The organism is Actinoplanes oryzae (assembly GCF_030757795.1).
Classification (GTDB): Bacteria; Actinomycetota; Actinomycetes; order Mycobacteriales; family Micromonosporaceae; genus Actinoplanes.
Map to the genome: position 1 here is coordinate 1 of NZ_JAUQWH010000086.1, position 25,283 is coordinate 25,283.

General features: G+C 75.3%; 18 protein-coding genes and 1 pseudogene. 9 read left to right on the forward strand and 10 right to left on the reverse strand.

Features of this window, described 5'->3' with window-relative positions; translation table 11 throughout:
- Window positions 1-136: 136 nt before the first annotated feature.
- Together RBH18_RS25495 and RBH18_RS25500 are read right to left on the reverse strand one after the other, a co-directional pair.
- Entirely contained in the window at window positions 137-3,310 is a 3,174-nt protein-coding gene (locus RBH18_RS25495) for a helix-turn-helix transcriptional regulator (protein WP_306212129.1), read from the reverse strand.
- A complete protein-coding gene (locus RBH18_RS25500; protein ID WP_306212131.1) occupies window positions 3,307-6,081 on the reverse strand; it encodes a helix-turn-helix transcriptional regulator in 2,775 nt (924 codons plus the stop codon). Before RBH18_RS25500 ends, RBH18_RS25495 begins: the two co-directional genes overlap by 4 nt.
- 159 nt (window positions 6,082-6,240) lie before the next feature.
- Here RBH18_RS25500 and RBH18_RS25505 point away from each other — a divergent pair, with 159 nt between their 5' ends.
- Window positions 6,241-6,672, forward strand: coding sequence for a GlcG/HbpS family heme-binding protein (locus tag RBH18_RS25505; protein ID WP_306212133.1), 432 nt, complete (start codon window positions 6,241-6,243; stop codon window positions 6,670-6,672).
- Window positions 6,673-6,690: 18 nt separating this feature from the next.
- Window positions 6,691-7,362 carry a helix-turn-helix transcriptional regulator gene (locus tag RBH18_RS25510; RefSeq protein WP_306212135.1) on the forward strand — a complete coding sequence of 224 codons (672 nt, stop codon included), beginning with the start codon at window positions 6,691-6,693 and terminating at the stop codon, window positions 7,360-7,362.
- 427 nt (window positions 7,363-7,789) lie between these two features.
- On the opposite strand, the gene RBH18_RS25515 is transcribed toward RBH18_RS25510, so the two are convergent.
- Window positions 7,790-8,422, reverse strand: a complete 633-nt coding sequence (locus RBH18_RS25515; protein WP_306212137.1) for a helix-turn-helix transcriptional regulator — start codon at window positions 8,420-8,422, stop codon at window positions 7,790-7,792.
- 822 nt (window positions 8,423-9,244) lie between these two features.
- Between RBH18_RS25515 and RBH18_RS25520 the strand changes: the two genes are divergently transcribed.
- Together RBH18_RS25520 and RBH18_RS25525 are read left to right on the forward strand one after the other, a co-directional pair.
- Window positions 9,245-9,943 carry an RNA polymerase sigma factor gene (locus RBH18_RS25520; protein WP_306212139.1) on the forward strand — a complete coding sequence of 233 codons (699 nt, stop codon included), beginning with the start codon at window positions 9,245-9,247 and terminating at the stop codon, window positions 9,941-9,943.
- 283 nt (window positions 9,944-10,226) lie between these two features.
- A complete protein-coding gene (locus tag RBH18_RS25525; RefSeq protein ID WP_306212141.1) occupies window positions 10,227-10,826 on the forward strand; it encodes a carboxypeptidase-like regulatory domain-containing protein in 600 nt (199 codons plus the stop codon).
- A 242-nt stretch (window positions 10,827-11,068) separates the two neighbouring features.
- Here RBH18_RS25525 and RBH18_RS25530 read toward each other — a convergent pair whose 3' ends face one another.
- Entirely contained in the window at window positions 11,069-12,427 is a 1,359-nt protein-coding gene (locus tag RBH18_RS25530) for a S8 family peptidase (RefSeq protein ID WP_306212143.1), read from the reverse strand.
- 170 nt (window positions 12,428-12,597) lie between these two features.
- On the opposite strand from RBH18_RS25530, the gene RBH18_RS25535 reads away from it, so the two are divergent.
- On the forward strand, window positions 12,598-15,138 hold the full coding sequence (locus RBH18_RS25535) for a CHAT domain-containing protein (RefSeq protein ID WP_306212145.1): 2,541 nt from the start codon (window positions 12,598-12,600) through the stop codon (window positions 15,136-15,138).
- A gap of 126 nt (window positions 15,139-15,264) precedes the next feature.
- On the forward strand, window positions 15,265-15,840 hold the full coding sequence (locus RBH18_RS25540) for a redoxin domain-containing protein (protein WP_306212147.1): 576 nt from the start codon (window positions 15,265-15,267) through the stop codon (window positions 15,838-15,840).
- 215 nt (window positions 15,841-16,055) lie between these two features.
- On the opposite strand, the gene RBH18_RS25545 is transcribed toward RBH18_RS25540, so the two are convergent.
- The 5 genes from RBH18_RS25545 to RBH18_RS25565 form a co-directional block, all read right to left on the reverse strand.
- Window positions 16,056-17,669 (reverse strand): methyl-accepting chemotaxis protein, encoded by a 1,614-nt coding sequence (locus RBH18_RS25545; RefSeq protein WP_306212148.1) that lies wholly within the window; start codon window positions 17,667-17,669, stop codon window positions 16,056-16,058.
- A gap of 86 nt (window positions 17,670-17,755) precedes the next feature.
- Window positions 17,756-18,154, reverse strand: a complete 399-nt coding sequence (locus RBH18_RS25550) for an RrF2 family transcriptional regulator (protein WP_306212150.1) — start codon at window positions 18,152-18,154, stop codon at window positions 17,756-17,758.
- Between the two features lie 70 nt (window positions 18,155-18,224).
- Window positions 18,225-19,040 carry an SAM-dependent methyltransferase gene (locus RBH18_RS25555; protein ID WP_306212151.1) on the reverse strand — a complete coding sequence of 272 codons (816 nt, stop codon included), beginning with the start codon at window positions 19,038-19,040 and terminating at the stop codon, window positions 18,225-18,227.
- A 63-nt stretch (window positions 19,041-19,103) separates the two neighbouring features.
- Entirely contained in the window at window positions 19,104-20,708 is a 1,605-nt protein-coding gene (locus RBH18_RS25560; protein WP_306212153.1) for a diguanylate cyclase domain-containing protein, read from the reverse strand.
- Window positions 20,709-20,735: 27 nt separating this feature from the next.
- Window positions 20,736-21,095, reverse strand: coding sequence for an STAS domain-containing protein (locus RBH18_RS25565; protein ID WP_306212155.1), 360 nt, complete (start codon window positions 21,093-21,095; stop codon window positions 20,736-20,738).
- Window positions 21,096-21,237: 142 nt separating this feature from the next.
- Between RBH18_RS25565 and RBH18_RS25570 the strand changes: the two genes are divergently transcribed.
- From RBH18_RS25570 to RBH18_RS25580, 3 genes and pseudogenes are all read left to right on the forward strand, one after another.
- Window positions 21,238-21,411 (forward strand): hypothetical protein, encoded by a 174-nt coding sequence (locus RBH18_RS25570; RefSeq protein ID WP_306212157.1) that lies wholly within the window; start codon window positions 21,238-21,240, stop codon window positions 21,409-21,411.
- A gap of 39 nt (window positions 21,412-21,450) precedes the next feature.
- Window positions 21,451-23,362 (forward strand): annotated as a pseudogene (gene nhaA, locus RBH18_RS25575) (Na+/H+ antiporter NhaA).
- Window positions 23,363-23,372: 10 nt separating this feature from the next.
- Window positions 23,373-24,425 (forward strand): LacI family DNA-binding transcriptional regulator, encoded by a 1,053-nt coding sequence (locus RBH18_RS25580; RefSeq protein ID WP_306212158.1) that lies wholly within the window; start codon window positions 23,373-23,375, stop codon window positions 24,423-24,425.
- A 13-nt stretch (window positions 24,426-24,438) separates the two neighbouring features.
- Here RBH18_RS25580 and RBH18_RS25585 read toward each other — a convergent pair whose 3' ends face one another.
- The gene (locus tag RBH18_RS25585; RefSeq protein WP_306212159.1) at window positions 24,439-25,131 is read right to left on the reverse strand and encodes a class I SAM-dependent methyltransferase; all 693 of its coding nucleotides are present in this window, start codon (window positions 25,129-25,131) and stop codon (window positions 24,439-24,441) included.
- Between the last annotated feature and the right edge of the window lie 152 nt (window positions 25,132-25,283).

A 25,283-nucleotide genomic window follows, 5' to 3' on the forward strand; every position in this document is an offset into this window, starting at 1 on the left:
CCCCCTGGCCGCTGCGCTCCTGGCCCCCTGGCCGCTGCGCTCCTGGCCCCCTGGCCGCCGCCCTCCCGGCCCCTCGCCACCTGCCGCCTCCGCCCGCCCCGGCCCGCGGCCTAGCCGGCATGTTCCCCACTCGCCGTCAGTCGAACAGCGCACTCAGCTCCCGGCGGCTTCTCACCCCCAGCTTCGGATAGGCGTGGTAGAGATGCGTGCCCACCGTGCGCGGCGACAGCAGCAACTCCGCCGCGATCTCGTGATTGCGCAGCCCCCGGGCCGCCAGCCGGACGATCTGGCGCTGCTGGGGAGTAAGCGTGCTCAGCACCCCGCCGTCCGCCGAGCTCGACCCCTCGCTCTCCGGTGCGGCCGAAGTCCCGGCTGCGCCGCGCGGACCGGCGGCGGACGGCGTCCCGGCCGCAAAGCGCGAACCAACGGGCGGCGAATCGGCAGCGGGCGGCGAACCGGCCGCGAAACGCGAATCAACGGTTGGCGAACCGGCGGCGGATGGCGAACCGGCGGCGGGCGGCGGACCGGCGGCGGACGGCGAATCGGTTGCTCGGCGCGGACCGGGGACGGGTGGCGTCCCGGCTGCGGACAGCTCAGCGCGCGCGAACTCCGCGAGCCGGGTGGCCCCGGCGGCCTCGAAGCCGGCCAGGCCCGCCGCCAGCTGCTCGCGAGCCTCGGCGACCCGCCGCCGGCGGCGCAGGCGGCTGCCGTAGTGCAGCTGGGCGACGGCCTTGTCCAGGGGCCAGGTGTCCGCGAGCGGCTCGTCGATCACCCGCCGGAAGAGCGTCTCGCTCTCGTCGTCGTCGACCAGCAGCGCGCGCACCTGATCGGCGATCAGTCGCTTGCGGACGGTGTCCGGCGGCCCGGCGGCTTCCAGGAGCCGGATGGCGTCCGCGGTCTGCCCGGCCCGGGGCGCGCACAGGGCAGTGCCGAGCAGCAACACGCCGGAGCGATCCGGGTCGAGGGGTGCGCCGTCAGCGGTGAACAGCCGGCGATGATGCCGGTACGCCGACTCGAAGTCACCCTCCGCGAACGCGGCCAGCCCCAGCGCCTGGTGCAGCACCACGTGCAGCCGGCCGTTCTGGTGCAGGTCGGCGGCGGACCGCACCCCCTCGGCCAACTCCCGGGCCCGCGGGCCGTCACCCCGCACGCCGGCGAGGCTGGCCGCCACGGCGGCGAGCTCCAGCTCCAGCAGCGGCAGGTCGGCGCCCGCGCACACCCGGCGTCCCTCGGCGACCAGGGCGTCCGCCTCGGCCCAGCGCCCGGTGTCGATGAGATTGGTCAGCAGCGGCAGCCACAACTCGGGAACACCCGCCACGCCGCCGCTGTCCCGCAGCACCTCCAAAGCTCTCAGGCGCAGCTCCAGAGCCGTCCTGGTGTCACCCCCGGCGTCCGCCACCTGCGCGAACAGCAGCGCGCGCGGCACCGCCCCGGCCGTCAGCCCCGCGGCCAGCCGGGGAACCTGCAGATGCATGACATGGCTGCCCAGCACCGCGGCGGCGGACGCGCGCAGCATCGGCAGGTCGGCCCGGGACAGCTCGCTGGGCTCCGCTGGCCGGTCCAGCGGCAGGGTGTCGGCCCGGGCGAGTAGCTCGGCGACCACCGCCCGATGCTGCGCCAGACCGGAGACCCGGGCGACGAACGCCGCCGTGGCCGCCACGGTGAGCCCGTCGAGCCGGTTGGCCGGCGGCCGGTGCCGGACGCAGTCGAGCAGCAGATCCATCGCCTCCCGGATCCGGCCGGTGCGCACCATCGCCGCCGTGGCGGTCCGCACCACGCCCGGGATCCGCGCGGTGTCCGGATCCAGCCGGCGTACCTCCGCGTACAGGTCGAGCACCCAGCTCGCCTGCCCGGCGGCCTCCGCGCCCGCCATCGCCCCGGCATGGCGGCGAGCCGCGGCGACCGGGTCCGGCGTCAGCTCGGCCGCCCACTGCAGCGCCCGGGCCCGCTCGAACGCCGCCCCGCCCGCACAGGACCGCTGCAGCGCCGCGGCGATCTCCTCGCTCGGCCCGGTCGCGGCGCAAGCGTCCTGCATCGTGGCCGCGGCCGAGCCGCTGACCAGCGCCGCAGCAAGCCGCTCGTGCAGCAGGGCCCGGTCCGCCGCGGGCACCGACAAGTACGCGGCGATCTCGGCCAGCGGATCACCGAACCGGACCGTCGAGCCCTCCACCTCCAGCAACCCCATGTCAACGGCCGGCTCCAGCAGTGCCGCACCGCCCCTCGTGACCGGGTCTCCGCCAGCCACCCCGTCGCCTTCCGCCAACCCCATGTCAACGGCGGGCTCCAGCAATGCCGCACCGCCGCTCGTGACCGCGTCTCCGCCAGTCACCCCGTCGCCTTCCGCCAACCCCATCTCAACGGCGGGCTCCAGCAGCGCCGCACCGCCCCTCGTGACCGGGTCTCCGCCAGTCACCCCGTCGCCTTCCGCCACATCGCGGCCGGACACCGGATCTTCGGCCGTCGCCGCGCCGGAGGCCGCGGCCCTGAGCAGCACGGTCAGGTCCTCGTCGCCGGCCCGCGCCGCAGCGAGCTGCACCAGCTCCCGGGTGGCCGCCGGCAACGCCGCGAACCGGCTCGCGTAGCGGTGGCGCATCGGCAGCGTGCGCGCGGGTGCGAGCCGCCGGATGTCCTCGTCGGACGCGCCCGCGAACGCCGCGGCCAGGTCGAGCAGGGCCCGGGGCCGCCCGGCGGCGCGGCGGTGCAGGTCGAGGCGGCCGCGCCCCCGGGGCAGGCCGGGCTGGGAAGCGAGCAGCGTGCCGGCGTCCGCGGGCAGCAGCGGCGCCAGGCCCAGCCGGGACGGGACCGGGCCGAGGCGCGCGGCGTGGTCCGGGCGCACCCCCAGCAGGAAGACGACCGGATCGCAGCGCAGGTCCGTCAGGAGCCGGGTCAGCACCTGTCGGGAGAGCTCGTCGGCGAAGTGCAGGTCGTCGGTCACGACGGCCACGGGGGAGCGGCGGGCCAGCGCGCTCAGCAGCGCCTCGGCGCCGGCGGCGAGCGTTGCGGCGTCATCGGTGCTCAGCGTCACGGCTGCGGTTGCGGCCGGCTGCTCGTCCGGGGGCAGCTCGACGACAACCGGGCGCAGCGGCTGCAACAGCTGCTGAAGGACCAGCCCGGGCAGCTCCCGCTCGTCGGGACGACCGGTGGCATGCAGCACCCGATAACCACGCTGCGCCGCTTCCCGGGCCGTCGCGGTGAGCAGCGCGGTCATGCCCAGCCCGCCGCCGGCCACGACGGCGACCGCCAGGCCGTCCGTCCGGCCCGGGGCCACTGCCGCGGCGAGCAGCCGCAGCTCATCCGCCCGCCCGATCATCGCTCCTCCCACGGGACGGCGGCGCGCAGCTGCTCGCGGCGGGCGATGCCGAGCTTCGGATAGATCTGGTAGAGGTGGAAGCCGATCGTCCGCGGGGACAGCCCGAAGCGATCCGCGATGGCCTTGTTGGACAGACCCCGGGCGGCGAGCCGCGCGATCTGCTGATGCTGGGCGGTCAGCTCGTCGAAGGCCGCGTTGCCGGTGCCCGCCGCGCGAATCCCCGTGGTGCGCACCTTCGCCCGGACGGAATCGGCCTCCGCCGTCGCGCCGATCTTCAGATAGGTGTCCAGGGCCGAGAGCAGCCAGGGCCGCGCCTCGGCCACCCGGCGCCGCTGTCGCAGCCGGTCGGCGTGGTGCACCTCGACGGTGGCGACGTCGTAGGGCCCGTCGGCGGCCGACCCTGGCGCCGCCAGCAGCTCAGCCAGGCAAGCCCCGTCGTCGCCGGGCTCCAGGATCGCGAGCGCGGCGTCCCACGACCAGCGCCGGCGCGGGCTGAGCCACGACAGCTTCTCCCGGGCGGCCCGCAGCAGCCGGCTCGCCTCGGCCTGCCGCCCCGCCGCCACGGCCGCGGCGGCCACCTCGACCACGGTCCACGAGCACCACAGGTAGTGCAGCGGGGTCCCGTCCGGGGCGAAGATCAGCCGCAGCCGCTCGTAGCCGCCGGCCGGGTCGCCGGTGGCCGCCGCGTAACGGCCGGCTGCCCGGTGGGCGAGCATGCGGACCATCGAGTCGTCCTCCGGGCGCGGCGGGCCCAGGGCGTCGAGGTGCTGCCGGGCCCGGTCGAGCCGGCCGCGGCGAACCGCCAGGGCGGCGTGCTGGGCGAGCAGCCGGCGCCGGATCCCCATGACACTGTCCGCCCGGGCCGCGTCGTCGGCCTCGGTCAGCACCGCCTCCGCCTCCTCGAACAGTCCCAGGTCGAACAGCACCTCGGCCAGCGCCACGGCGATGATCAGGGTGAGCCCGAGCGACCCGTCGGCGCGGGCGTGGTGCAGCGCCCGCCGGTAGTGGTCCAGGGCGATGCCGGTCTCGTCCAGCGCCAGGGCGACCCCGCCGACGCTCATCAGGCGTGACCGCTCGGCGTCGCCGGCGAGGGTGCGCAGGATCGGCGACGCGGCGAGCGGCCCCCACTGCCCGGCCCAGCTGCCCGGGTCGGCGATCGCGTGCAGCATCGCCAGCTGGGCGGGCGCCTCGTCGGCCGGCTCCGCCTCGTGATGGACCTCGGCCGGCCCGGCCAGCTCCACGACCCGGGCGTGGATCCGGCGCAGGCGGGGCAGGTCGGCCGGGTCGCCGTCCGCGATCACCACCCGGGCGGCCACATTGCCCAGGGCGATGGCCAGCTCCGGCGGCACGGCGGCGCGGAGCAGCCGCTCGGCCAGCGCGAAGGTGTGCGGCGCGGGCTGGAACATCATCACATTGCCGAGCCCGATCGCCGCCGTGCCCACCGTCACGTCGTCGTCGGTGGTCTCGATGACCCGCTGCCACAGGGCCGCCGACCAGACCACGTCGCCGCAGCGGAGGGCCTCCTGCGCCGCCCGTCCGTACCTCCGGGCCGCCGCACGCGGATCGGTGCTGCACTCGGCCGCCTGCTGCAGCAGCCCGGCGGCCTCCAGTCCGCGGCGGGCCCGCACCGCCTCGTCGGCCGCCCGCTCGAACGCGAGCGCCATCAGGTCACCGGTCGCTTCCGCGCTGTTGGCCAGGTGCCAGTCGCGCTGACCGCTGTCCGCCGGGAGCAGCGCGGCCAGCCGGGAATGCGCCTCCTGCCGCTCCCGGGGCGCGGCCGTGAAGTAGCACGCCGCCCGCACCATCGGGTGCCGGAACGTCAGCCGTCCACCCACGACCTGGATCAGCCCCGCCAGCTCGGCCGGCCCGCAGTCCGCGAGGCCCGCCCCGGCGGCGGTGAGCACATTGCCCAGCGGGTCGGCGCCGGCCGCGGCGGCGTGCAGCAGCACCCGGCGTGTCGCCTCCGGCAGCGCGGTCAGCCCCGGGGCGAACGTGCGCGCCAGCGGACCGGAGGGACGGAACCGCAGCGCGGGCAGCGGCTCGGTGGGCCCCGTCCCGGCGGCGCGCCGGGCGAGCTCCAGGATCGCGAACGGGTTGCCACCGGCATGCTGCAGGATGCTCGCGCGGATCCGGCCGGTCGGCGCCGAGGGGTACGCGTCGAGCAGCCCCGCCGCGGCCGACTCCGGCAACGGGGGTACGGCCAGCACGGTCACCTCCGCGGCGACCGCACCGAACGCTTCGAGACTGCTGGCCGCGTACAGCAGAAGGAAGCGCTCGCGGCGCAGTCGCCGGACCACGAACTGCAGCAGCAGAACCGCCTCGGCGTCCTCCTCGCGCACGTTGTCGATCGCGACGGCCAGGGGAGCCGTGCGGCACAGGTGGAGCACCACTGCGAGCGTCGCCAGCCGCAAGGAGACAGCGCTGGTGGGGGCGCCGGCGAGCCACTCTTCCAGCGGACGGCGCAGGGCCATCGGCAGAGTGCCGGCCGCCAGCAGCCCTGCGAGCACGGCGTGGGCGGCTGACCTACCTGCCGGCGCGTGGCCCTTCGCTGCCGTCGCTCCTGGGGGCGTCACCGCCTGTGCGGGTGGTGACGCTGTCACGGTGCGGAAGCCGGCCGCCGCGGCGTCGGCGACGGCCCGGCGGAGCAGCGTCGTCTTGCCCACGCCCGCCTCGCCGGTGATCAGCACGGCGTGCGGGCCGGTCAGGGCCGAGCCGCGGGCCCGGGCGAGCTGTGCCAGCTCGGGTGCGCGGCCGGCGATCCGGGTGGTCATCGCTCTCCCTTCGTCGGCTCAGGCTCTCGATCTAAGCCCGCGATCCGGCCGGGCACCATGTCACGCAGAACACGTCGTTTCGTGCGGCGGCCAGTCTTCCGACGTATGACGCCGGGGGCCCGGCGAGGCAGGCTGGAGCCGGCGAAGAGGAGGCAGCCCATGACCCAGGCCGTCCTGCAGATCTCACCCACCACGCTGCCCCTGTCCATGGCGCAGTCGCTCACCGACGTGGCGGTGGCGCGGGCGGAGGAGCTGGGCATCCCGTACACGATCACGGTCGTCGACGGCGGCGCCCACGTGGTGCAGGTCACCCGGATGGACGGCGCCGCTCTCGGATCGATCGACGCGTCGCTGGCCAAGGCGCGCACCGCCGTCTACTTCGGGGCCGCGACGACGGACCTGGCGAGCTCGGTCCTGCCCGGCGAGCCGCTGTTCACCCTGCCGACCGCGGCCGGCGTGCCGCTCGCCTTCGTCGCGGGCGCCGTCCCGGTGAAGGACGCCGCCGGGGTGGTCATCGGCGCGGTCGGCGCCGGAGGAGGCACGCCGCAGCAGGACCACGAGATCGCCGCCGCAGCCGCCGGTGCGCTCTGAGAGAGATTCGGGGGAGTCATGACCGTCACCGTCGCCGTCCGCGGCACCGACCCGCTGCGCACCGCCGGGCTCGCCGGCCTGATCGGGGCCGCCCCGCAGCTGACCCTCGTCCCGGGCGCCGCCGCGGACGTCCTGGTCTGGGCCGCCCCACGCCTCGACGACCGGGTCGTCCCGCACCTCCGCCGCCCGCCCGTCGCCGGCCCGCCGCCCGCCGCCGTCCCGCCGCCCGGCGCCGGTGACGCGGGGCAGAGCGTGTCCTGCGGGCCGCCCGTGGTGCTGGTCGTCGACGAGCTGGGCGCCGCGGAGCTGCCGCTCGCCGTCGAGTGCGGCGTGATGGGCGTCCTGCCGCGCCGGGCCGTGACCGCCGAGCGGCTCGTGCACGCAGTGCGGGCGGCAGCGGACGGCGCCGCGGTGCTGCCCCCGCGGCTCGTGGGCAATCTGCTGCAGCATCTGCGGGAGTTGCACGACGGGGTCCTCCGCGAGGCCGGGTTGAGCGCCGGGGGCCTGACCGGGCGCGAGGTCGAGGTCGTGCGGATGATGGCCGAGGGGCTCGAGACCACCGAGATCGGCGCGAAGCTCGGCTACTCCGAGCGGACGGTCAAGACGGTCATCCACGGCATCATCCAGCGTCTGGGGCTGCGCAACCGGCCGCACATCGTCGCCTACGCGATGCGGTACGGCCTGCTGTGAGCCGCCCTCGCCGCTGACCGTCGAGCACTGTCCGCCTCTCCTCCGGCGATTCGGCGTGCCGGGCGATGTGGTGTGTCCGGCGACCGCACGATCCGGCGGATTTGCCGGTCGGCGTGCCAGGAACGCGGGCGACTTCGGTCGACTCCATGTGCCGGGCGCGGGGTTCCACGTGCCGCGCGCGGGCGACTTCGGGTGGCTCCATGTGCCAGGCGCGGGGTTCCATGTGCCGGGCGCGGGCGACTCCGGCCGACTCCATGTGCCGGGCGCGGGCGCCATGTGCTGGGCGTGGGCCACTTCGGTCGACTCCATATGCCGGGGCGCGGGCGACTGCACGCGCGGTTCAGCAGGTGGGGCGGCTCCGGGCACGGGCGGCGCAGCAGTGGCTCGGGCGGGGTCAGATCACGGCGCAGGGGTGGCCCGGGCGGGGTCAGATCACGCCGTAGCGCATGGCGTGCGCGATGATGTGGGAGCGGTTGCGCAGGTCGAGGCGGCGGATGATCCCGCTGATGACGCTCTTGACCGTACGCTCCGAGCAGTGCAGCCGCGTCCCGATCTCCGCGGTCTCCAGGCCCTCCGCCAGGAGCCTGACGACGGACACCTCCCGCGGCGTGAGGCCCGACGCGCCGAGACCGGTCTCCTGCAGCGCCTCGGACCGCAGCTGCCGCACGTGCTCGAGCAACTGTCCGGCCAGCCCCGACGGCAGATGACCACCCGCGCCCACCGCCGCCCGGATGCTCGCGCCCAGTCGCTCGGCGGTCACGGCGACCGTGGGCAGCACCTCGACCACGCGGCACTCCACGGCGAGCCGCATCTCGTCGCGGCTTATCTCGTCCACGACCAGGACGACGGGGCGCCGCGTCTCGATCGACGACCGGCGCAGCACCGGAACGACCCGGGCGTCGACCCGCTCCGCCGCGTGCACCAGCACGTCGGCGTCCGTCCCCGGCCCGGCGGCGACCGTGACCGCGGGGTCGTCGGCCAGCATCCGGGCCAGGCCGGCCAGGCTCAGCGGATCCGTGGCCCGCAACGCCACCGTGATCGCCCGCGTCGTCGTGCGCATCGTCGGTCTCCTCCCGGACGGCCGCCGGGGCCGCCCCCATCCCACCCTGCCCGCCCGGCGCCCCGCCGCCTTGAGTCAAATGACTGACGACCCGACATTTAACGGCGCTGTCATCAACGCCGCCGCGCCGATCGTGTCCCCGGAGCGCGGGTGGTGTCCCGAAAGCGCGCCGGGGCGGCGCTCACGGCCCGGCCGAATGGACGGCGCCCTCCGGCATGGACTATCGTTCAGGGCACGCCGTTGCGAGTTCTTCCCCCGTGGAATTCGCAGCGGCGCTTACTTTTCCCGGGTCACGCCGGCCTCGAGGCGGGCGCTCCGGCGACCGGCGGAGCCCCTGCGCCGGCATCTGGCGGGAGAGATGCACGCACGACCGCGGCGGAGGCCGACGAGGGTGACGGTGGGCGCGGCCGAGGGCCCGGACGGTCTCCAAGGCGGCGCGTGAGAGTGCGCACACCACCAGGGCGGCGCGCCGGTCATGGCGTCGGTGACCGCGGTGGCCCCGAGGGCAGGTCCGCGGCCCCTTCCGCCGGGGTCGATCGTCTGCCCGGGCAGCCGGGCCGGCCGCTCGGCGGCGGACCTCGGCCGGCCGGAGGCGGAGACCCCACAGGTGCGGTGTTCCGTCCGGCGGGGACGGTCGGCTTGAATGAAGCCCGTTTCGCCGTTTCCCCGGGCTGTCCGGCAGACTTCGTGGTCTATGGTGAATCGGCACATCTATGGCCGCCGATGGACGATCCGGGCGGCCACGGCGGGATCACGGATCGGGGCGCGCGCGGGGGCGGAGCGGGCCGGCCGGGGCGCCGCCAGATCCAGTGGGGGGCGACGATGACGGTGGGCCGGCGGGACGACGACGAGGTGCTGCACCCGGGTGACGGCGCGACCACGTACGACCGCGACGCGCTCGGTGAACCCGCGGCCAACGGCGCTGCCGGCGGCGACCGGGCCCGCGACGAGGACGTGGCGGTGCTGGTCGCAGGGGCGCTCAAGGGCAGCGCGGACGCCTGGGACGGGCTCGTCGAGCGGTACAGCAACCGGGTGTGGGCGATCTGCCGGGTCTACCGGCTCGGGCCCGCCGACGCCGCGGACGTGTTCCAGCAGACGTGGCTGCGGGCGCTCGAGAACCTGTCGACGCTGCGGGACCATGCCGCGTTCGGCGCCTGGCTCGGCACCACCTGCCGGAACGAGGCCCGGGCGGCGCTGCGGCGGGCGAAGCGCACCCATCCCGTCGACGAGACCTGGCTGCTCGACCTGGAGGCCGGCCCGGAGGGCGACCCCGAGCTGCCCATGCTGGTCGAGGCGCGCGATGCCGAGCTGTGGGCGGCGTTCGACCGGCTGATGCCCCGGTGCCAGCGGGTGCTGCGGGTGCTGGTGGTCGACGCGGAGGACAGGCGGCCGTCGTACGAACTGGCGGCCAGCTCTCTCGACATCCCCATCGGCAGCCTCGGCCCGACCCGGAAACGGTGCCTGGCCCAGTTGCGCAAATTCCTGACAGAACGTATCGAGGACGAGGGATCGCACTCGTGAGAGTGATGGACACGCTACGCACCGCGTCGCCCCGCCTCCCCGAGGAGACCCCGTGACCGACCCGACCGCCCCCTCCGGACCCCCCGATCCCGCCGGAGAGCGCCCCCAGCCCGGGCCCGAGCGCCATCCCGGCCCCGGGCAGGCAGACGGACCACGCGCGCAGGCAGACGGACCACGCGCGCAGGCAGACGGACCACGCGCGCAGGCAGACGAGCGACGCGCGCCGGAAGACGGACCACGCGCGCAGGCAGACGAGCCACGCGCGCAGGCAGCCCCGCCAAGCGTGCGGACAGACGAGCCACGCGCGCAAGGGGACGGACCGCACGCGCAGGAGGCGCGACCCCGCGCGCAGGCAGGGACGCCATCGCCGCAGGGCGACGGGCCGGGCGAGGAGCGGGACGATCAGCTGTTGCTGGCCCGGCTCGGCGCGCTGCTGCGAGAGGTGGACCCCGCCCCGCGCGACCTGGTGGCGCTGGCCAAGGCGAGCTTCATCCTCCGCGATCTCGACGCGGAGCTGGCCGAGTTGGTCGAGGACTCCGCCGCTCCCGACCCCGAGTGGCAACCGCTTGCCGTGCGCGGCTCGGCCACTGTGCCGCAGCCCCGGCAGCTCACCTTCCAAGTGGTCGACGAGCGCGGCCAGGACGAGGTGATCGTCGCGGTACAAGTCGAGGCGGTGGGGGAGCTCCGCCGCCTGTCCGGTCACCTCTTCCCGCCGGAGCCCGCCGACATCGAGCTGCGCCGGCCCGGCACCGCCGAGGTGCAGCAGGTGCCCGCCGACGAGGGCGGCTTCTTCGTGCTGGAGGACGTGCCGCCCGGCCCGATGAGCCTCACCGTCCGCCGCGGGGGAGCCTTCGCCGTCGCCACCCGCTGGACCCTCGTCTGACGACGAAGCGCCGCCCGGGCACCCCAGAACGGGAGCCCGGGCCGCCTCCGCCCGGCCAGGAAGAACCCGGCCCGCGAGGCGGCGCGCCCCGCCGGCGGAAAGTCCAGGCCGCCAAGAAAAGCCAAGGAAAATCCGGCCCGCGGGACAGCGCGGCCAGTCGGCCGAAGGTCACCAAGCAGCGCCGCCCGGGCACCCGTTGACCGGGTACCCGGGCGACGCCTCACCCCCCGGTGAGAGTGCGGTCAGAGCGGCGTGCCGCGCAGCAAGTGGACGAGCTTGCCGTAGCCCGGCAGGCTCGGCCGCCCGGTCGTCAGCGCCGTGTAGGCCGCCCGCGGGCTCAGGCTCGCGTCCTCGCCGCACAGCGCCGCGACGGCCGCGGCGACCTGCGGGGCGGAGAAGCTGGTGCCGCTCCACGTGGCCCAGGCGTCGGCGCCGAAGGTGACGTCGGGGCCCAGCTTGTCCGGGTCGTCCTCCGGCGGGAGCAGGCCCGTGACGAAGGTGGAGACGACGCCCACGCCGACCGCCGAGCAGTCGACCCAGTTGCCCTTGTTGGAGAAGCTCGCCGCGGTCAGGCCGCTGGTCAGCGCACCCACGCCGACGACGCCGTCGAAGGCGGCCGGGTAGAACGGGGTGTCGCGGCCGTCGTTGCCGGCGCTGGCGACGATGAGGACGTCGGGGTGGTCGGTGGTGATGTGCCGGACGGCCTCGCGCAGGGCCAGCGGGGGCGTGCCGCCGACCGCCGGGGCGCCGAAGGAGGCGTTGATGATCAGGCGCTTGCCCGCCGCGTCGTCGACCGCCTTGAGCAGCATGTCGGCGGCGTCGTCGTCGGTGCCCGTGCCGTCCTGGCCGGTGAAGCGGTAGACCACGAGCTCGCAGTCCGGGGCGATCTGCCGGACGATGCCGGCCGCGAACGTGCCGTGCCCGCCGAACCAGTCGATGCGCCCCTTGGGCAGGGCCTCGTCGAGCGGGTCGATGCCGTTGCGCACGATGCCCGTGTCCCAGCCGTCCCCCCGCGTGACGGCGGTCAGGCCGGTGTCGATCACGGCCACCCGCACCGGGGCGGTCGCGCCGTTGGTGGCGAAGGCCGCCGGCGCCACGGTGCTGCCCGGATAGGAGTCGCCCTTGATGATGTAGCCGAGCGGCACGATCGTGTTCTGCGTGACCTCGACGCCGGCCGTGTCGCGCAGCCGCTGCGCGTCGGTGCCGAGCGCGCGGGCGTCGCCGTCGGTGCGGCGGAAGACCCGGGTGCGGCGCCGGCGGTGGCGGGCCCGGCCGGGCACCTCCGTGTACGCCCGGAGCACCTCGCGGCACGCGGCCAGCTGGTCGTCGTCGCCGTCGATCACGAGCTCGCCCTCGGCGATCAGCACCGTGTGGGGCTCCTCGGGCGGCGTGAGCGACAGGAACCGCCTGGAGCCCGGGCCCGTGGCGCGTTGCGCGCGCACGCGGATGCGGTCGAGCACCTCGATGAGCTCCTGGCGGCTGGCGGTCTCGGTCTCCGAGCGGTTGAGCTTGTCGACCTGGCGGCGCACGGCCGGCTGGTCGCTCAAGAGCTGCGCCGCGTCGCGCCGGTCGGGCAGCGGCCAGCGATCAGCGATCGTCATGGATTGTTTCCCCTTCCCCTCGATAGTCTGCTGCGGTGGGAACTGACGGACCGTCCGGCCCCGTGCGGTCCGGTGTGGAGGCCGGGACCGGACTGCGGGACGAGGCTGATGCCGCCTTCACAAGAGTCGTGCGCGATCCGGCCAGATACGCCGCGAGCGCCGAAGCTCTCGTGACGGCCGCCACTGCGGCGGAGGATCACGAGGCGCTCGTGGTCGCGCTGCGCGCCGTGGCCTGGGCGCGGCACGTCGCCCTGGACAACGAGGGCGCCAAGTCGCTGCTGGACCGGGCGGTGACGCTCGCGGCCCGGCACGAGCTGCCACGCCGGCTGGGCGAGGTGCTGCTCACCCGGTCGGTGGCGCTGCAGGAGCTCGGCCGGGAGGCGGCCGCGGCCCGGGACCTGCGCCGGGCCGAGCCGCTGGTGGCGAGCGGCGACCGGCCCGAGCTGTTGCTGCAGCTGGCCGTCATCGATCACAACGGCGGGCGGCTCACCGCGGCCGAGGCGACGTACCAGGCGGTGCTGGCGGATCCCGCCACGCCGCCGTTCGTGTGGGTCAAGGCGGCCAACAACCTGGCCCTGCTGCAGACCGTCGTCGGGCGACCGCAGGAGGCGCTGGCCAATCTCGACCGGGCCGCCGAGCTGGCCCGCGAGATGGGCAGCCGCCTGCCCGCGGTGATCGCCACCAGCGCCGCGTGGGCCAGCTACCACGCCGGGCGGCTGGCGGAGAGCGTGCGGCGCTTCGAGGAGGCCGGGCGCCTGCACACGGCCGCCGGCCTGCCGGTGGGAGAGCACCTCCAGGAGTACGCGGACGTGCTGCGCGACCTCCGCCTGCTCGACGAGGCGATGACCGCCGCCCGCGAGGCGCATGTGGAGTTCGACAAGCACGGCGCGCGGCTCATGGCGGCCGACGCGCGGCTGCGCTGTGCCCGGCTGGCGCTGGAGCTGGGCGATGCCGCCGCCGCCCTGGCCGACGCGCGGGCCGCGGCCGCCGAGTTCCGGCACCAGCGGCGCCGGGCGTGGGTCGCGCGGGCCGCCGTCACCGAGGCGGAGGCCCGGGCCTGCCTCGAGGGGGACTCGCCCGGGGTGCTGACCCAGCTGTGCCGGGCGGCGGCCACGCTCGAGCGGCTCGGCCTGCGCGAGGAGGCGGCGTACGCCCATCTGGCGGCCGGCCGCTCGGCGCTGGCGCTGGGGCGCGTACCGGTGGCTCGGCGGGAGCTGACCGCGGTGGGTGAGCTGGCGGAGGGGCAGTCGTTGCTGGTCCGCCTGCGCGGGCACCTGGCGCGGGCGCTGCTGGCCGAGGCCGAGGAGCCCGGCGAGGTGGTGCGCGCGTGCCTGCGCGGGCTGCGCGATCTGGCCCGGCACCGCTCGGCCCTGCCGTCGCTGGAGCTGCGGGTGCTCGCGTCCGGGCACGGCGCCGAGCTCGGCGCGCTGGGCCTGCGCACGCTGCTGCCGGCCACGGAGAGCCCCGCAGCCGCCTTGCCGAACGCCCCCGCCGCGACCGTGCTGGCCTGGCTCGAGCGCACCCGGTCGGCGGCGCTGCTGCGGGTGCATCCCCCGGCGGCAGGGGTGGACCGTCAGGACGTCGTGGCGCTGCGCGGCGTCGCTCGTGAGCTGCGCGAGGCCCGTCTCGACCGGGGCGAGGAGCCGGCCGCGCTGCTCGCCCGGCAGAGCGCCCTGGAGTCGCGGATCCGGCGCCGGTCGTGGTCGCAGGACGAGGGCATCGGCACCGCCGCGGCCTCCCCGGTGGGCGTGGCCGAGCTGCGCCGCGCGCTGGACGGGCGCTGGCTCGCCGAGTACGCCGTCCTGGGCGACCGCGTCATCGCCGTGGTCGTGGAGCCGCGCCGCACCCGGCTGGTCGAGCTGGGCGACGTGGCGGCGGTCCTGCGCGAGACCGGGGCCGCCGAGTTCGCGTTGCGCCGGCTGCTGCTGGGCACCCGGTTCGCCGCTCCGGCCCGGCACGCCGCGCAGAGTGCCGTGGCGGGCCTGACCAAGCTGCTCGTCGCGCCGATCGGGGTCCCCGGCGACGTCCCTCTGGTGGTCGTGCCGTCGACGCGCCTGTCGGGCGTACCTTGGTCGGCTCTGCACTCCGCGCCGGTGTCGGTGTCGCCCTCCGCGGGTCTGTGGGCCCATGCTCGCGTCGCCGGCCCGCCCGCCGGCAGCGGCGTGGCGATCGTCGCCGGCCCCGACCTGGCGGGCGCGGCGGGCGAGGTCAAGGCCGTGGCGGCGGAGCACGACGACGTACGCGTCCTGCTGCCCCCGGACAGCACGGCCGGCGCGGCGATCGACCTCGCCCGTGGCGCGGACCTCGCCCACTTCGCGTGCCACGGGCGGTTCCGGTCCGACAGCCCCCTGTTCAGCTCGCTGGAGCTCAGCGACGGCCCCCTGACCCTGCACGAGATGCTGGCCCGGGGCGTCGCGCCCCGGCGCGTGGTGCTGGCGTCGTGCCAGTCGGGCGCGCACCAGGCGTACGGCGGGGACGAGGTCCTGGGGTTCGCGGGCGCGATGATGTCGCACGGCAGCGCCGGGGTGGTCGCCGCGGACCTGCCCATCCCGGACGGCGCCTGCGCGGCCGCGATGGCGGTGCTGCACCGGCACCTGGCCGCCGGCGCCGGCCTGCCCGAGGCGGTGTGGCACGCGCGGGCGGCCGTGGCGGGCGGGGGAGCGGAGGAGTACGTCGCCTGGTACGGGCTGACCGCCTACGGACCTGGCTGACCGGCCACGAACCGGTGAATTCTCGGTGCCTGGGGGTGTGCTCCGCGTCGCACTGCCGCCGTTGATTCATGTGAATTCCATCAAATGGGGGCACTCGCGGGGAAACCGCCTGGGTAGCCTGAATCCATGACCGTGACCCAGGCTCAGGTTCGGCCCGACGACGCCGCCTTCCAGCGCCAGCTGGAGCGGGACGCCGTCTGGAGCCGCATGATCTCCCCGGGCGCACGCATCCCGGACCTGCCCCTGATCGAGGCCGACCTCGGCCCGATCTTCCTGCGCAAGCTGCTCGACACCGGCCCGCTGGTGCTCGTCTTCGTCCGGCACGCCGGCTCGGCGGAGTGCGAGACGGCCCTCGCGGCCTACGACGAGGAGCTCGCCGGCACCGACGCCCACGTGGTCGCGGTCAGCCCGCAGCGGCCCGACCTGCTCGCCGAGATGAAGCACCGGCTGGGCCTGCGGCTGCTCGTGGGCGCCGACCCGCGGCACGCGCTGATCGACCGGTTCGGGCTGGGCTTCAGCGCCGCGGAGGCCAAGGGCGTGCTCGGCACCGGCCGCGCCACGCTGCCCCATCCGGCGGTGGTCGTCGCCGACCGGGCCGGGCTGGTGCGCTTCGCCGAGGTGAGCGCCGGCCCCGCCCCGGCCACGCCGGCGTCGGCCATCCTGACCGCGATCGCCGGCACCGAGATCCGCCCGCGCCGGTAAGGGAGACGGTCCCGCCGCCGGGAAGGCGCAAAGAACAGCGCGGGGAAAGCGAAAAGAACAGCGCCGGGACCGCGGGAAGAGCAGCGCCGGGACCGCGGGAAGAGCAGCGCCGCAAAGGCGAGTGGAGCAGCGCCGGGAAAAGCGGGATGAACGGGATGAAGCGGAACCGGCCGCGCCGCTCGGGTGAGCGACACGGCCGGTCCGCGCCGGTGCGGTCAGACGCGGAAGCGCGACACCGCCTCGTTGAGGGTGTGGGCCAGACCCGACAGCTCGCCGGCCGCGTCCGCCGCCCGCCCGGCCCCGGCGCGGGAGCCGTCCGCCGTCTGCGACACCTCGCTGACGCTGCGGGCGATGTGGTCGACGCCGGTGGCGGCCTGGCTGACGCTGCGGGTGATCTCGTGCGTGGTGGCGGTCTGCTCCTCCACCGCGGAGGCCACGGTCGTCTGGTGCTCGTTGATCTGCTCGACGATCGCGCTGATCTCGGCGAGGGCCTCGGCGGCCTCCGCGCTGCTCGACTGGATCGCCGCGATCTTGGCGCTGATCTCGCCGGTCGCCTTGGCGGTCTCCTGGGCGAGGTCCTTGACCTCGGTGGCGACCACGGCGAAGCCCTTGCCCGCCTCGCCGGCCCGCGCCGCCTCGATGGTGGCGTTGAGGGCGAGCAGGTTGGTCTGCTCGGCGATCTGGTTGATGACCTTGACGACGTCGCCGACCTCGGCGCTGGCCGCACCGAGCGCCGCGACCGAGGTGTTGGTGCGGGCGGCGGTGTTCAGGGCCTCCTGCGCCACGGATACGGCGCTGGCGGCGCTGCGGGAGATCTCGGCGATGGCGGAGTTCATCTCCTCGCTGGCCGCGGCGACCGTGCCGACGCTGGAGGCGACCTCGTTGGCGGCGTCGGCGGCGGTCTGCGAGCGGCTCGCCGTGGTGGAGGCGCCGTCGGCGATCTGCGCGGAGACCTGGGTCAGCGCGGTCGACGCCTCGGTGAGCCGGCGGGCCTGGTCGAGGACGGTGGCGACGCTGGCGCGCATCGAGTCGACCGAGCGCCGCAGGCCGCGGGCCATGGTGCCGACCTCGTCGCGGGTGCCCGGGTCGTCGACGTGCATCGACAGGTCGCCCTCGGCGATGCGGTCCAGGGTGCCGGCGACCTGGCGCAGCGGCTTGCTGATGCCGCGGGAGACCCACAGCGCCAGCGCGATGCCGATCACCAGGGCGATCGCCAGCGTGGTCAGCGACACCGTCAGCGCGGTCCGGTAGCCGGAGGCGAGGTCGGCGCGCAGGGCGGCGGCCTGGGCGTCCTCGGCGGCGAGCATCTGCTTGAGCAGGGTCTTCGACGCCTCGTACGACTCCTTCGCCACGTTCTCGCGCAGCCGCATGAACTCGGCGCGGTCGCCCTTCTCCGCGACGGGCAGCAGCTGCTCGTCGACGATCTTGACGTAGGCGGCGGAGGTCGTCCGGAACTGCTCGACGAGGGCGGGGTCCGCGGCGCCCGGCTGGTACTTGTCGATGAGCTCGGTGAGCGCGGCCTCGTCGTCGGCGACGTCCTGGAGCATCGACTTCTGGTCGTCGGAGCCGGGCTCCAGCAGCGGCACGGCGTTCTGGTCGATGCGCAGCAGGCGGAAGGTGTCGCGCAGGTCGGAGGCGATGACCAGCGAGACCACGTTGTTGTCGTAGATCTCCTCGCCGTGGTCGCGCACCTGGCTCGTCTGCATCAAAGTGGCCACGGTGGCCAGCGCCGACACCAGCAGGGCGACGAGTACCGCCACGGTGATCTTCACGCCGACCGGCCGGTCCGCCCAGAGGCGCCGCCGCGTCGCCGTCCCCGTACTGCTCATGGTGCTCCTTGCCCTCTGCCGGTGTCGATGACCTCTCGATCAGACACATCGGCAGCGCGGGGAGCGACTTGACCGCAATCGGCTCGTCAGGCGGCGCGGCGGTGCAGGTCGGCCAGCGTGGTGGAGTCGAGCACCCGGTCGACGGCCTGCCCGGCCGCGGCCCAGACGCCGCGCATCGCCTCGGCCGCCGCGCCCCGGGCGGTGGCGGCGGGCCCGTCCCCCTCCGGCACGCCCCCGACGGCGCGCAGGATGTCGCCGACGCTGATCTCGGCCGGCGGGCGGGCCAGGATGTAGCCGCCGCGCACCCCGCGCCGGCTCACCAGCAGGCCGGCGTGTCGCAGGTCCACGAGGATGCCCTGCAGGAAGCTGAACGGGATGTCCTGCGCCTCGGCCAGCGCGGAGGCGCGCGCCGGGTGGGTGTCCGTGCCGGCGGCCACGGCCAGCATGGCCCGGACGGCATAGTCGCTGCGCGCTGAAATGTGCACGGAACTCCGATCTCCAGCCTTGCGGCCAGCATATCGAAGCTCCATAAATCCCACAGGAGGGGTAGGGAAGTCAGGGCTTGCGGCCCACCGCCGTCCAGACGTTGACCTGCTGGTCGGTGTACTCCGGGTCGCCGGGGTCCGGCCGCCACCGCTGCGCCGGGACCACGCCCGGCTCGACCAGCTCGAGGCCGGCGAACAGGTCGGCCACCTCGTCGCGGCCGCGCGTCCAGACGTCGCTCTTGCCCTGCTCGACCATCTCCCGGTAGCGGGCCTGCTGGTCGGGCGTGCCGAAGTCGGAGGTGGCGTGGGTGACCACCAGGTAGCTGCCGGCGGGCAGGGCGCCGAGCAGCTCCCCGACGATCGGGCGGGCGGCGCCGTCGCCGGGCACGAAGTGCAGGACCGCGATCAGCATCAGGCCGACGGGCTGCCCGAGGTCGAGGGTCTCGCGCAGCGCCGGGTGGCCCAGGATCGTCGCGGGGTCGCGCAGGTCGGCCTCGATGTAGGAGGTGCGGCCCTGCGGGCTCGTGGTCAGCAGCGCCCGCGCGTGCACCATGACCAGCGGGTCGTTGTCGACGTAGACGATCCGGGACTCGGGGGCCACGGCCTGCGCCACCTCGTGCGTGTTGTCCGCGGTCGGCAGGCCGGTGCCGATGTCGAGGAACTGCCGGATGCCGGCCTCGGCGGCCAGGAAGCGGGTCGCCCGGCGCAGCATCGCGCGATTCGCCAGGGCGCTGGTGCGCACGTCGGGGAAGGCCGCCTCGATCATGTCGCCCGAGGCGCGGTCGGCGGCGAAGTTGTCCTTGCCGCCGAGCCAGTAGTTGTAGCGGCGGGCCGGGTGCGGCACCGTCGAGTCGATCGCAGGCCGGCCGGTGCCCGTTGCTTCCACTGTGTACTCCCATCGCCGGGGTCGCCCGGCGACATCATGGCAGGGCTCCGGCGTACGGCAAAGTCAGGGTTGCCCGGCGACGACGAAACGCCCCTTCCCGGACTTCTTCGCGGAGTACATCGCCAGGTCCGCCTCGCGCAGCACGTCGTCCGCGTCGTCGCCGGGGCGGTTGCGGGCGATGCCGACGCTGGCCGTGACCTCGGCCGTGCCGGCCTCCAGGTGGTACGGGTGCCCGAGGGTCTCGACGATGCGGGTCGCCGCCGCGTGGACGTCCCCGGCGGAGGCCAGCCGCTCGGTGATGACGGCGAACTCGTCCCCGCCGAAGCGGGCGATCGTGTCGCTCGCGCGCAGGCACCCGCGCAGCCGCTCGGCCACCTGGATGAGCAGCTCGTCCCCGGCGCCGTGGCCGAGCCGGTCGTTGACCTCCTTGAAGCCGTCCAGGTCCAGGAAGATCACCGCGAACGTGTGCCCGGTGCGCGCGTGGGTCAGCAGCGCGTGCGCCACCCGCTCGTAGAACAGCACCCGGTTGGCCAGCCCGGTCAGCGGGTCGTGCAGCGCCAGGTGCCGCAGCTCGTTCTCCCGCTCGCGCAGCCGCAGCTCCACGGTCTCGCGCCGGGCGATGTCCTCGCGCAGGTCGGCGGTGGCCCGCTCGACCCGGGTCACCGCGCGGTTGCGGGCCCCGGCCAGCAGCCCGACCAGCAGGGCCAGGATCAGCGTCACGCCGATGCAGGCGCCGATCGCCACGGCGGTCAGCTCGTGGTCGGAGTTGTGGCGCAGGCGGCTGGTGGGCAGCACGGTCAGCCGCCAGACGCGCTGGCCGACGCTGATGGCGCGTTCGCGTACCAGGGCCTTGTCGGGGTCGAGGGTGCCCACGTCGGCGCTGGCGATGACCACCGCGCCCGCCACCGACGCCTCGTCGAGCACCACGCGCACCATGCCCTCGGCCCGCTCGCTGAGCGTACGGTCCAGGAAGTCCTTGCCGTGCACGCCCATCACCAGCCAGCCGCGGAACGTCCCGGCCCGGGTCCGGATCGGCGCGACCAGGCTGAACGAGGCCTGCTGCCGCGCCGCCGGCAGGCTGCGGTCCTTCAGCAGCACGTACGACCGGGTGGTGGCCAGCCGCCCGGTGCTCCGCGCGACCGTCATGGTCTCGACCAGCTCGGGCACCGTGCTCGTGTCGGCACCGGGCGTCGCGGCCGGCGAGCCGTCCACCGACTGCGAGTAGACGACGAAGGCGTGGTCCTCGCGGGCGCCGACCGGCCGCAGCGTCAGCCCGGTGGCGCCCTCGGCCCGCCAGTAGCGCTGCACGGCGTCGTACTCGCCGGCCGTCGCCGGCACGACGAAGGCGAAGCCGGACACGCCGGGGAACCGGTCGGGTTCCAGCCCGCCGGTGATGTCGGAGAAGTCCTCGCGGCTCAGGTTGCCCTGGGCGGCCAGGGCCCGGGACAGGTCGGTGAGGGTCCCGCCGTACCGCTCGACCTCGCCGGAGACGCCGGTGCCGACGTCGGAGGCGTACCGGTTCATGGACTGGGCGGCGTAGCGCTCCTCGGCGCGTTCCAGCGCGTAGCCCACGACGCCGGTCACGATGCCCCCGGCGACCAGGACCGCAGCGACCAGCAGCACCAGGACCCAGGAGCGTCCGGTGCGGGGGCCCGTGGTCCACCTCACTCCTGTCCGTTCGGCGGGTCCGCCGGTTTACTGAGCCACCAGTCCCACGGGCGGGCCGTCCTCCGCGTCGCCGAACAGGTCGAGGATCCCGGTGACGACCAGCACCGTGCGGACGACGCCGTGGGCATTGACGATGCTCACTTGTTTGCCGTGCTCGCGGGCCCGGAGCAGGCCGCTCAGCAGGACCCCGACCGCCTCCGAGCCGAGGAACTTCGTCTCGCCCAGGTCGGCGACGAACAGGGGAGCGGCCGTGCCCAGCACCGCGCCGGTCAGCTCGCGCTCCAGATCGCCGCACGCATCGTGGTCGAAGTCGCCGGCGAGGCGGACGCACACCTCCCGGCCGCCGTCGATCGTGACCCGGGTGACCCGGTAGTACTCAGGGCGCATCGACCTGTTGTAGCAGGATGCTCGCGGCCCGTCACCTTTCCGCCCTCCTGGGGGATGTTGTCCGGTTCGCGCATGGGAGCGGTTCCAGTGGGGTAGAACGGGCCTCGTCCCTGACCGATCACGAGACCAGGAGCCGGACCGCATGGTTCCCGACAGCATCTCCGTCCCCCAGTTCCGCGCCGAGCCCGGCGGCGACCAGGACCCCGTCGTCCTGACCGCCGACCACAGCGACGAGACGATGCGCCGCCTGCGCCACCCCTTCGACCCGCAGCCCGCCGGGCCCGCCCCGGGCCAGGGGGACACCGCCGGAGGCTGACCGGCACGGATCTTGCGCCGGGAGCCCGCGGTGAGCAGGCTGGGCGGCGTGACTGTGACCCCCGGCGCGGATCTGCGCGGACGCACCCCGTGGAGCCGCCAGCTGGGCGCGCCGCTGCGCGCCTTCCTGCGTACGGAGGCCGGCAGCGCCGGTGTCCTCGTCGCCGCCATCGCCACCGCGCTCGTCTGGGCCAACCTGGACGCCGCGTCGTACGAGGCGGTGTGGCGCACCGAGCTGGCCGTGCGCCTCGGCGGGCACGGGATCGGCGAGGAGCTGCGGACCTGGGTCAACAGCGGGCTCATGACGCTGTTCTTCCTGGTCGTGGGGCTGGAGGCGCGGCGCGAGTTCGACCTGGGGGAGCTGCGGGACCGGCGCCGGTTCGTGCTGCCGAGCCTGGCCGGGCTGGCCGGGATGCTGCTGCCGGTGCTGGTCTACCTGGCGTTCACCGGGGGCGGGCCGGACGCGCACGGCTGGGGCGTGGCGATGTCGACCGACACCGCGCTCGCCCTCGGCCTGCTCGCGCTGATCGGCCGCAACGTCCCCGACCAGGTACGCGTCTTCCTGCTCACCGTCTTCGTCGTCGACGACCTGGTCGCCCTCGTGGTGATCGCCGTCGTCTACAGCGAGGACATCGACCTCATGGCGCTGGCCGTCGCCGCGGTGGCGTTCGCCCTGTTCGTGGCGATGCGCTACCTGGGCGTCCGCGCGTACCCCCGTCTACGCCCTGGTCGGGGTGGCGCTGTGGGCGGCCATGATGGGCAGCGGCGTCGACCCCGTGGTCGCCGGGCTGGCGATGGGCCTGACCGCGGTGGCGTACAGTCCGGCGCGGGCCACCCTCGAGCAGGCCAGCGGGCTGTTCAAGCTGTTCCGCGAGCAGCCCACGCCGGAGATCGCCCGGTCGGCGTCCATCGGGGTGCTCGAGACGCTGTCGCCCAACGACCGGTTGCAGCGGCGCTTCCACCCGTGGTCCAGCTATGTGATCGTGCCGCTGTTCGGGCTGGCCAACGCCGGGATCGTGCTCGACGGGGGCACGCTCGCCCGGGCGTACACGTCGCCGGTGACCTGGGGCATCATCGCCGGCTACCTGGTCGGCAAGCCGATCGCGGTGGTCGGGGTGCCGGCCCTGCTCACCTGGCTGTCGGGCGGCCGGATCCGGCCCGGCGTGGGCTGGGCCGCCGTGCTGGGCAGCGGCACGATCGCCGGCATCGGGTTCACGGTGTCCCTGCTCATCGCGGCGCTCGCCTTCACCGGCCCGGAGCTGGCCGACGCGAAGATCGGGGTGCTCTCCGCGGCGGCCGGGGCGTCCGTGCTGACCTGGGCGGTGTTCCGCGTCACCCGGCTGCTGCCCCCGGCGCGGCGGGCCCGGCTGCTGCTCGGCGCCACGGAGGACCTCGTCGACCTGATCCCCGGCGTCGATCCGGAGCGCGACCACTGCCGGGGGCCGGCCGGCGCGTCGGTCACCGTGGTGGAGTACGGCGACTTCCAGTGCCCGTACTGCGGTCAGGCCGAACCCGCCGTGCGCGACCTGCTCGCCGACGCCGACCTGCGCTACGTCTGGCGGCACCTGCCGCTGCCCGACGTGCACCCGCAGGCCGAGCTCGCGGCGGAGGCGGCCGAGGCCGCCGCGGCGCAGGGCCGCTTCTGGGAGATGCACGACCTGCTGCTCGCGCACCAGGACCACCTGCGGGTCACCGACCTGATCCGGTACGCCGGGGAGCTCGGCCTCGACGCCGAGCGCTTCCACGCGGAGCTGACCGCCCGCCTGCACCGCGACCGGGTGGCGGAGGACGTGGACTCGGCCGACCTCAGCGGCGTCTCGGGCACGCCGACGTTCTTCATCAACGGGCGCCGGCACTACGGGGCGTACGACATCGCGACCCTGCAGCACGAGGTCAAGATCGCGCGGGTGCGCGCCGGATTTTCCCGGACGGAACCCGTCGAACCCGGCTAGCCTGCAACCGATGGCCGGAAATCGGGCGCCCACGATCTACGACGTCGCCCGCCGAGCCGGCGTGGCCGCGTCGACCGTGTCGCGCGCCTTCTCCCGCCCGGGCCGGGTCGCCCCCGCCACCGTCGGCAAGATTCTCGCCGCCGCCGATGAGCTGGGCTATCGCCTCAACCCGCTGGCCCGCGCGGTGACGACCGGCCGCACGTCGATGATCGCCCTGGTCGTCACCGACGTCGCGTGCCCGTACTCGGCGGGCATGCTGCGCGGCGCCCAGACGGCCGCGGCCGAGGCGGGCTACTCGACGATCCTGGTCGACATGGCCTGCCCGGAGGCCGCCGCGGACCTCGGCCGCGTCGTCTCCAGCGTCGACGGCCTGGTCATCGCCGCGCCCGGCCTGGCCGACGACGAGGTACGCCGCCTGGCCGCCGAGCGCCCGCTGGTGCTGCTCGACCGCGCGCTGCCGGGGCTGCCGGGCGTGGTGCCGGACGTGCCCGGCGGCGTGCGCGCGGCGGTCGAGCACCTGGCCGGGCTGGGCCACGAGCTGGTCACCTATGTCGCCGGACCGGCGGGCACCTGGTCGGACGGCATGCGCCGCCGGGCCCTGCGCCAGGCCGGCAGCGAGCACGGCGTCCAGTGCCGGGGCATCGGCCCGTTCCCCGCGACCCTGGCCGGGGGCCTGGCCGCGGCGGGCGACCTGCTGAGCCGGCCCACCACGGCCGTCGTCGCCCACGACGACCTCATCGCCGCCGGCCTGATCCACGCCCTCACCGCCCGCGGCATCCTGGTCCCGCAGGAGGTCAGCGTGGTCGGCTTCGGCAACGTCGCCGCGGGCGCGCTGATCACGCCGGGCCTCACGACCGTGGCGGCGCCGCTGCGCCTGATGGGGGACACGGCTGTCCGATCGCTGCTCGCCCTGCTGGGCGGCGCCGGGGTTCCGGACGAGCCGGCCGTCCTTCCGGTGCGCCTGGTGACGCGCGGCTCGACCGCCCACCGCCGCCTCAACCGCGCGACCCCCGGCGGCCCGGTCGTGGTCGCCGGCTCGGGCACCTTCCTGCCCACCAGCTGACCGTTCGGGCTGATCAGCGCTGGGACGGCGCACGCCAGACGAGGGCGCAGGCGAAGGGGCTGATGGTGTCGAGGAACTCGGCCCCGGCGAAGAGCTCCGCGTAGCGGCGGTGGAAGGCCGGCCGGGTCAGCGGCTGGTTCGTCCGGGCGTGCCGCATCCACACCGGGTGCTGGCGCAGCCGCAGGACGGTCCAGGCGTCGCGGACCGACCGCCGCCGGAGCAGGGTTTGGGCGGCGTCGGTCAGGCCCCACCACCGGTGCATCAGCACGGCGCGCGGACCGGGCGTGACGATGTCCACGATCACCGCCGCACCGCCCGGCGCCACCAGCGACCTGACATGCCGCAGCACGACCTCGACGTCATGCTGCGCGAACAGGTGGAACAGCGTGTTGACCGAGAGCACGATGTCGAACCGGCCGTCCCGGTCCGGGGCGACGTCGAGCAGGCTGCCGGCCCGGTACTCGATGTTCGGGCGGGCGCGCCGCTCCCGGGCGATCGCCACCTCGCGCGCGGCGATGTCGACGGCCAGGACGTGCCCGCAGCGGTCCGCCAGCAGGCCGGTGAACCGCCCGGAGCCGCACCCCAGGTCCACCGCGCGGACGCCGGCGGCCGGCAGCATGCGGGCGAGGTGCGGCCGATAGATCGCGTCGGTGATCTCGGCGTACCGCTCGTACAGCTCGGCGATCGGGTCGAACAGCGGCGACATCCGCTATCCCCCGGCGGCGACCACGGCGAGAACGACCGGGTTCGCGAGAGGCCGCCGCCGGGCCGGCCGGCGAGAGACGATCGGCATCATCCGCTGCTCCCTCCTGGAGCGTGGGGCGTCTGCGATCGTAAGACCGGCCGGCGGGCGGGGTC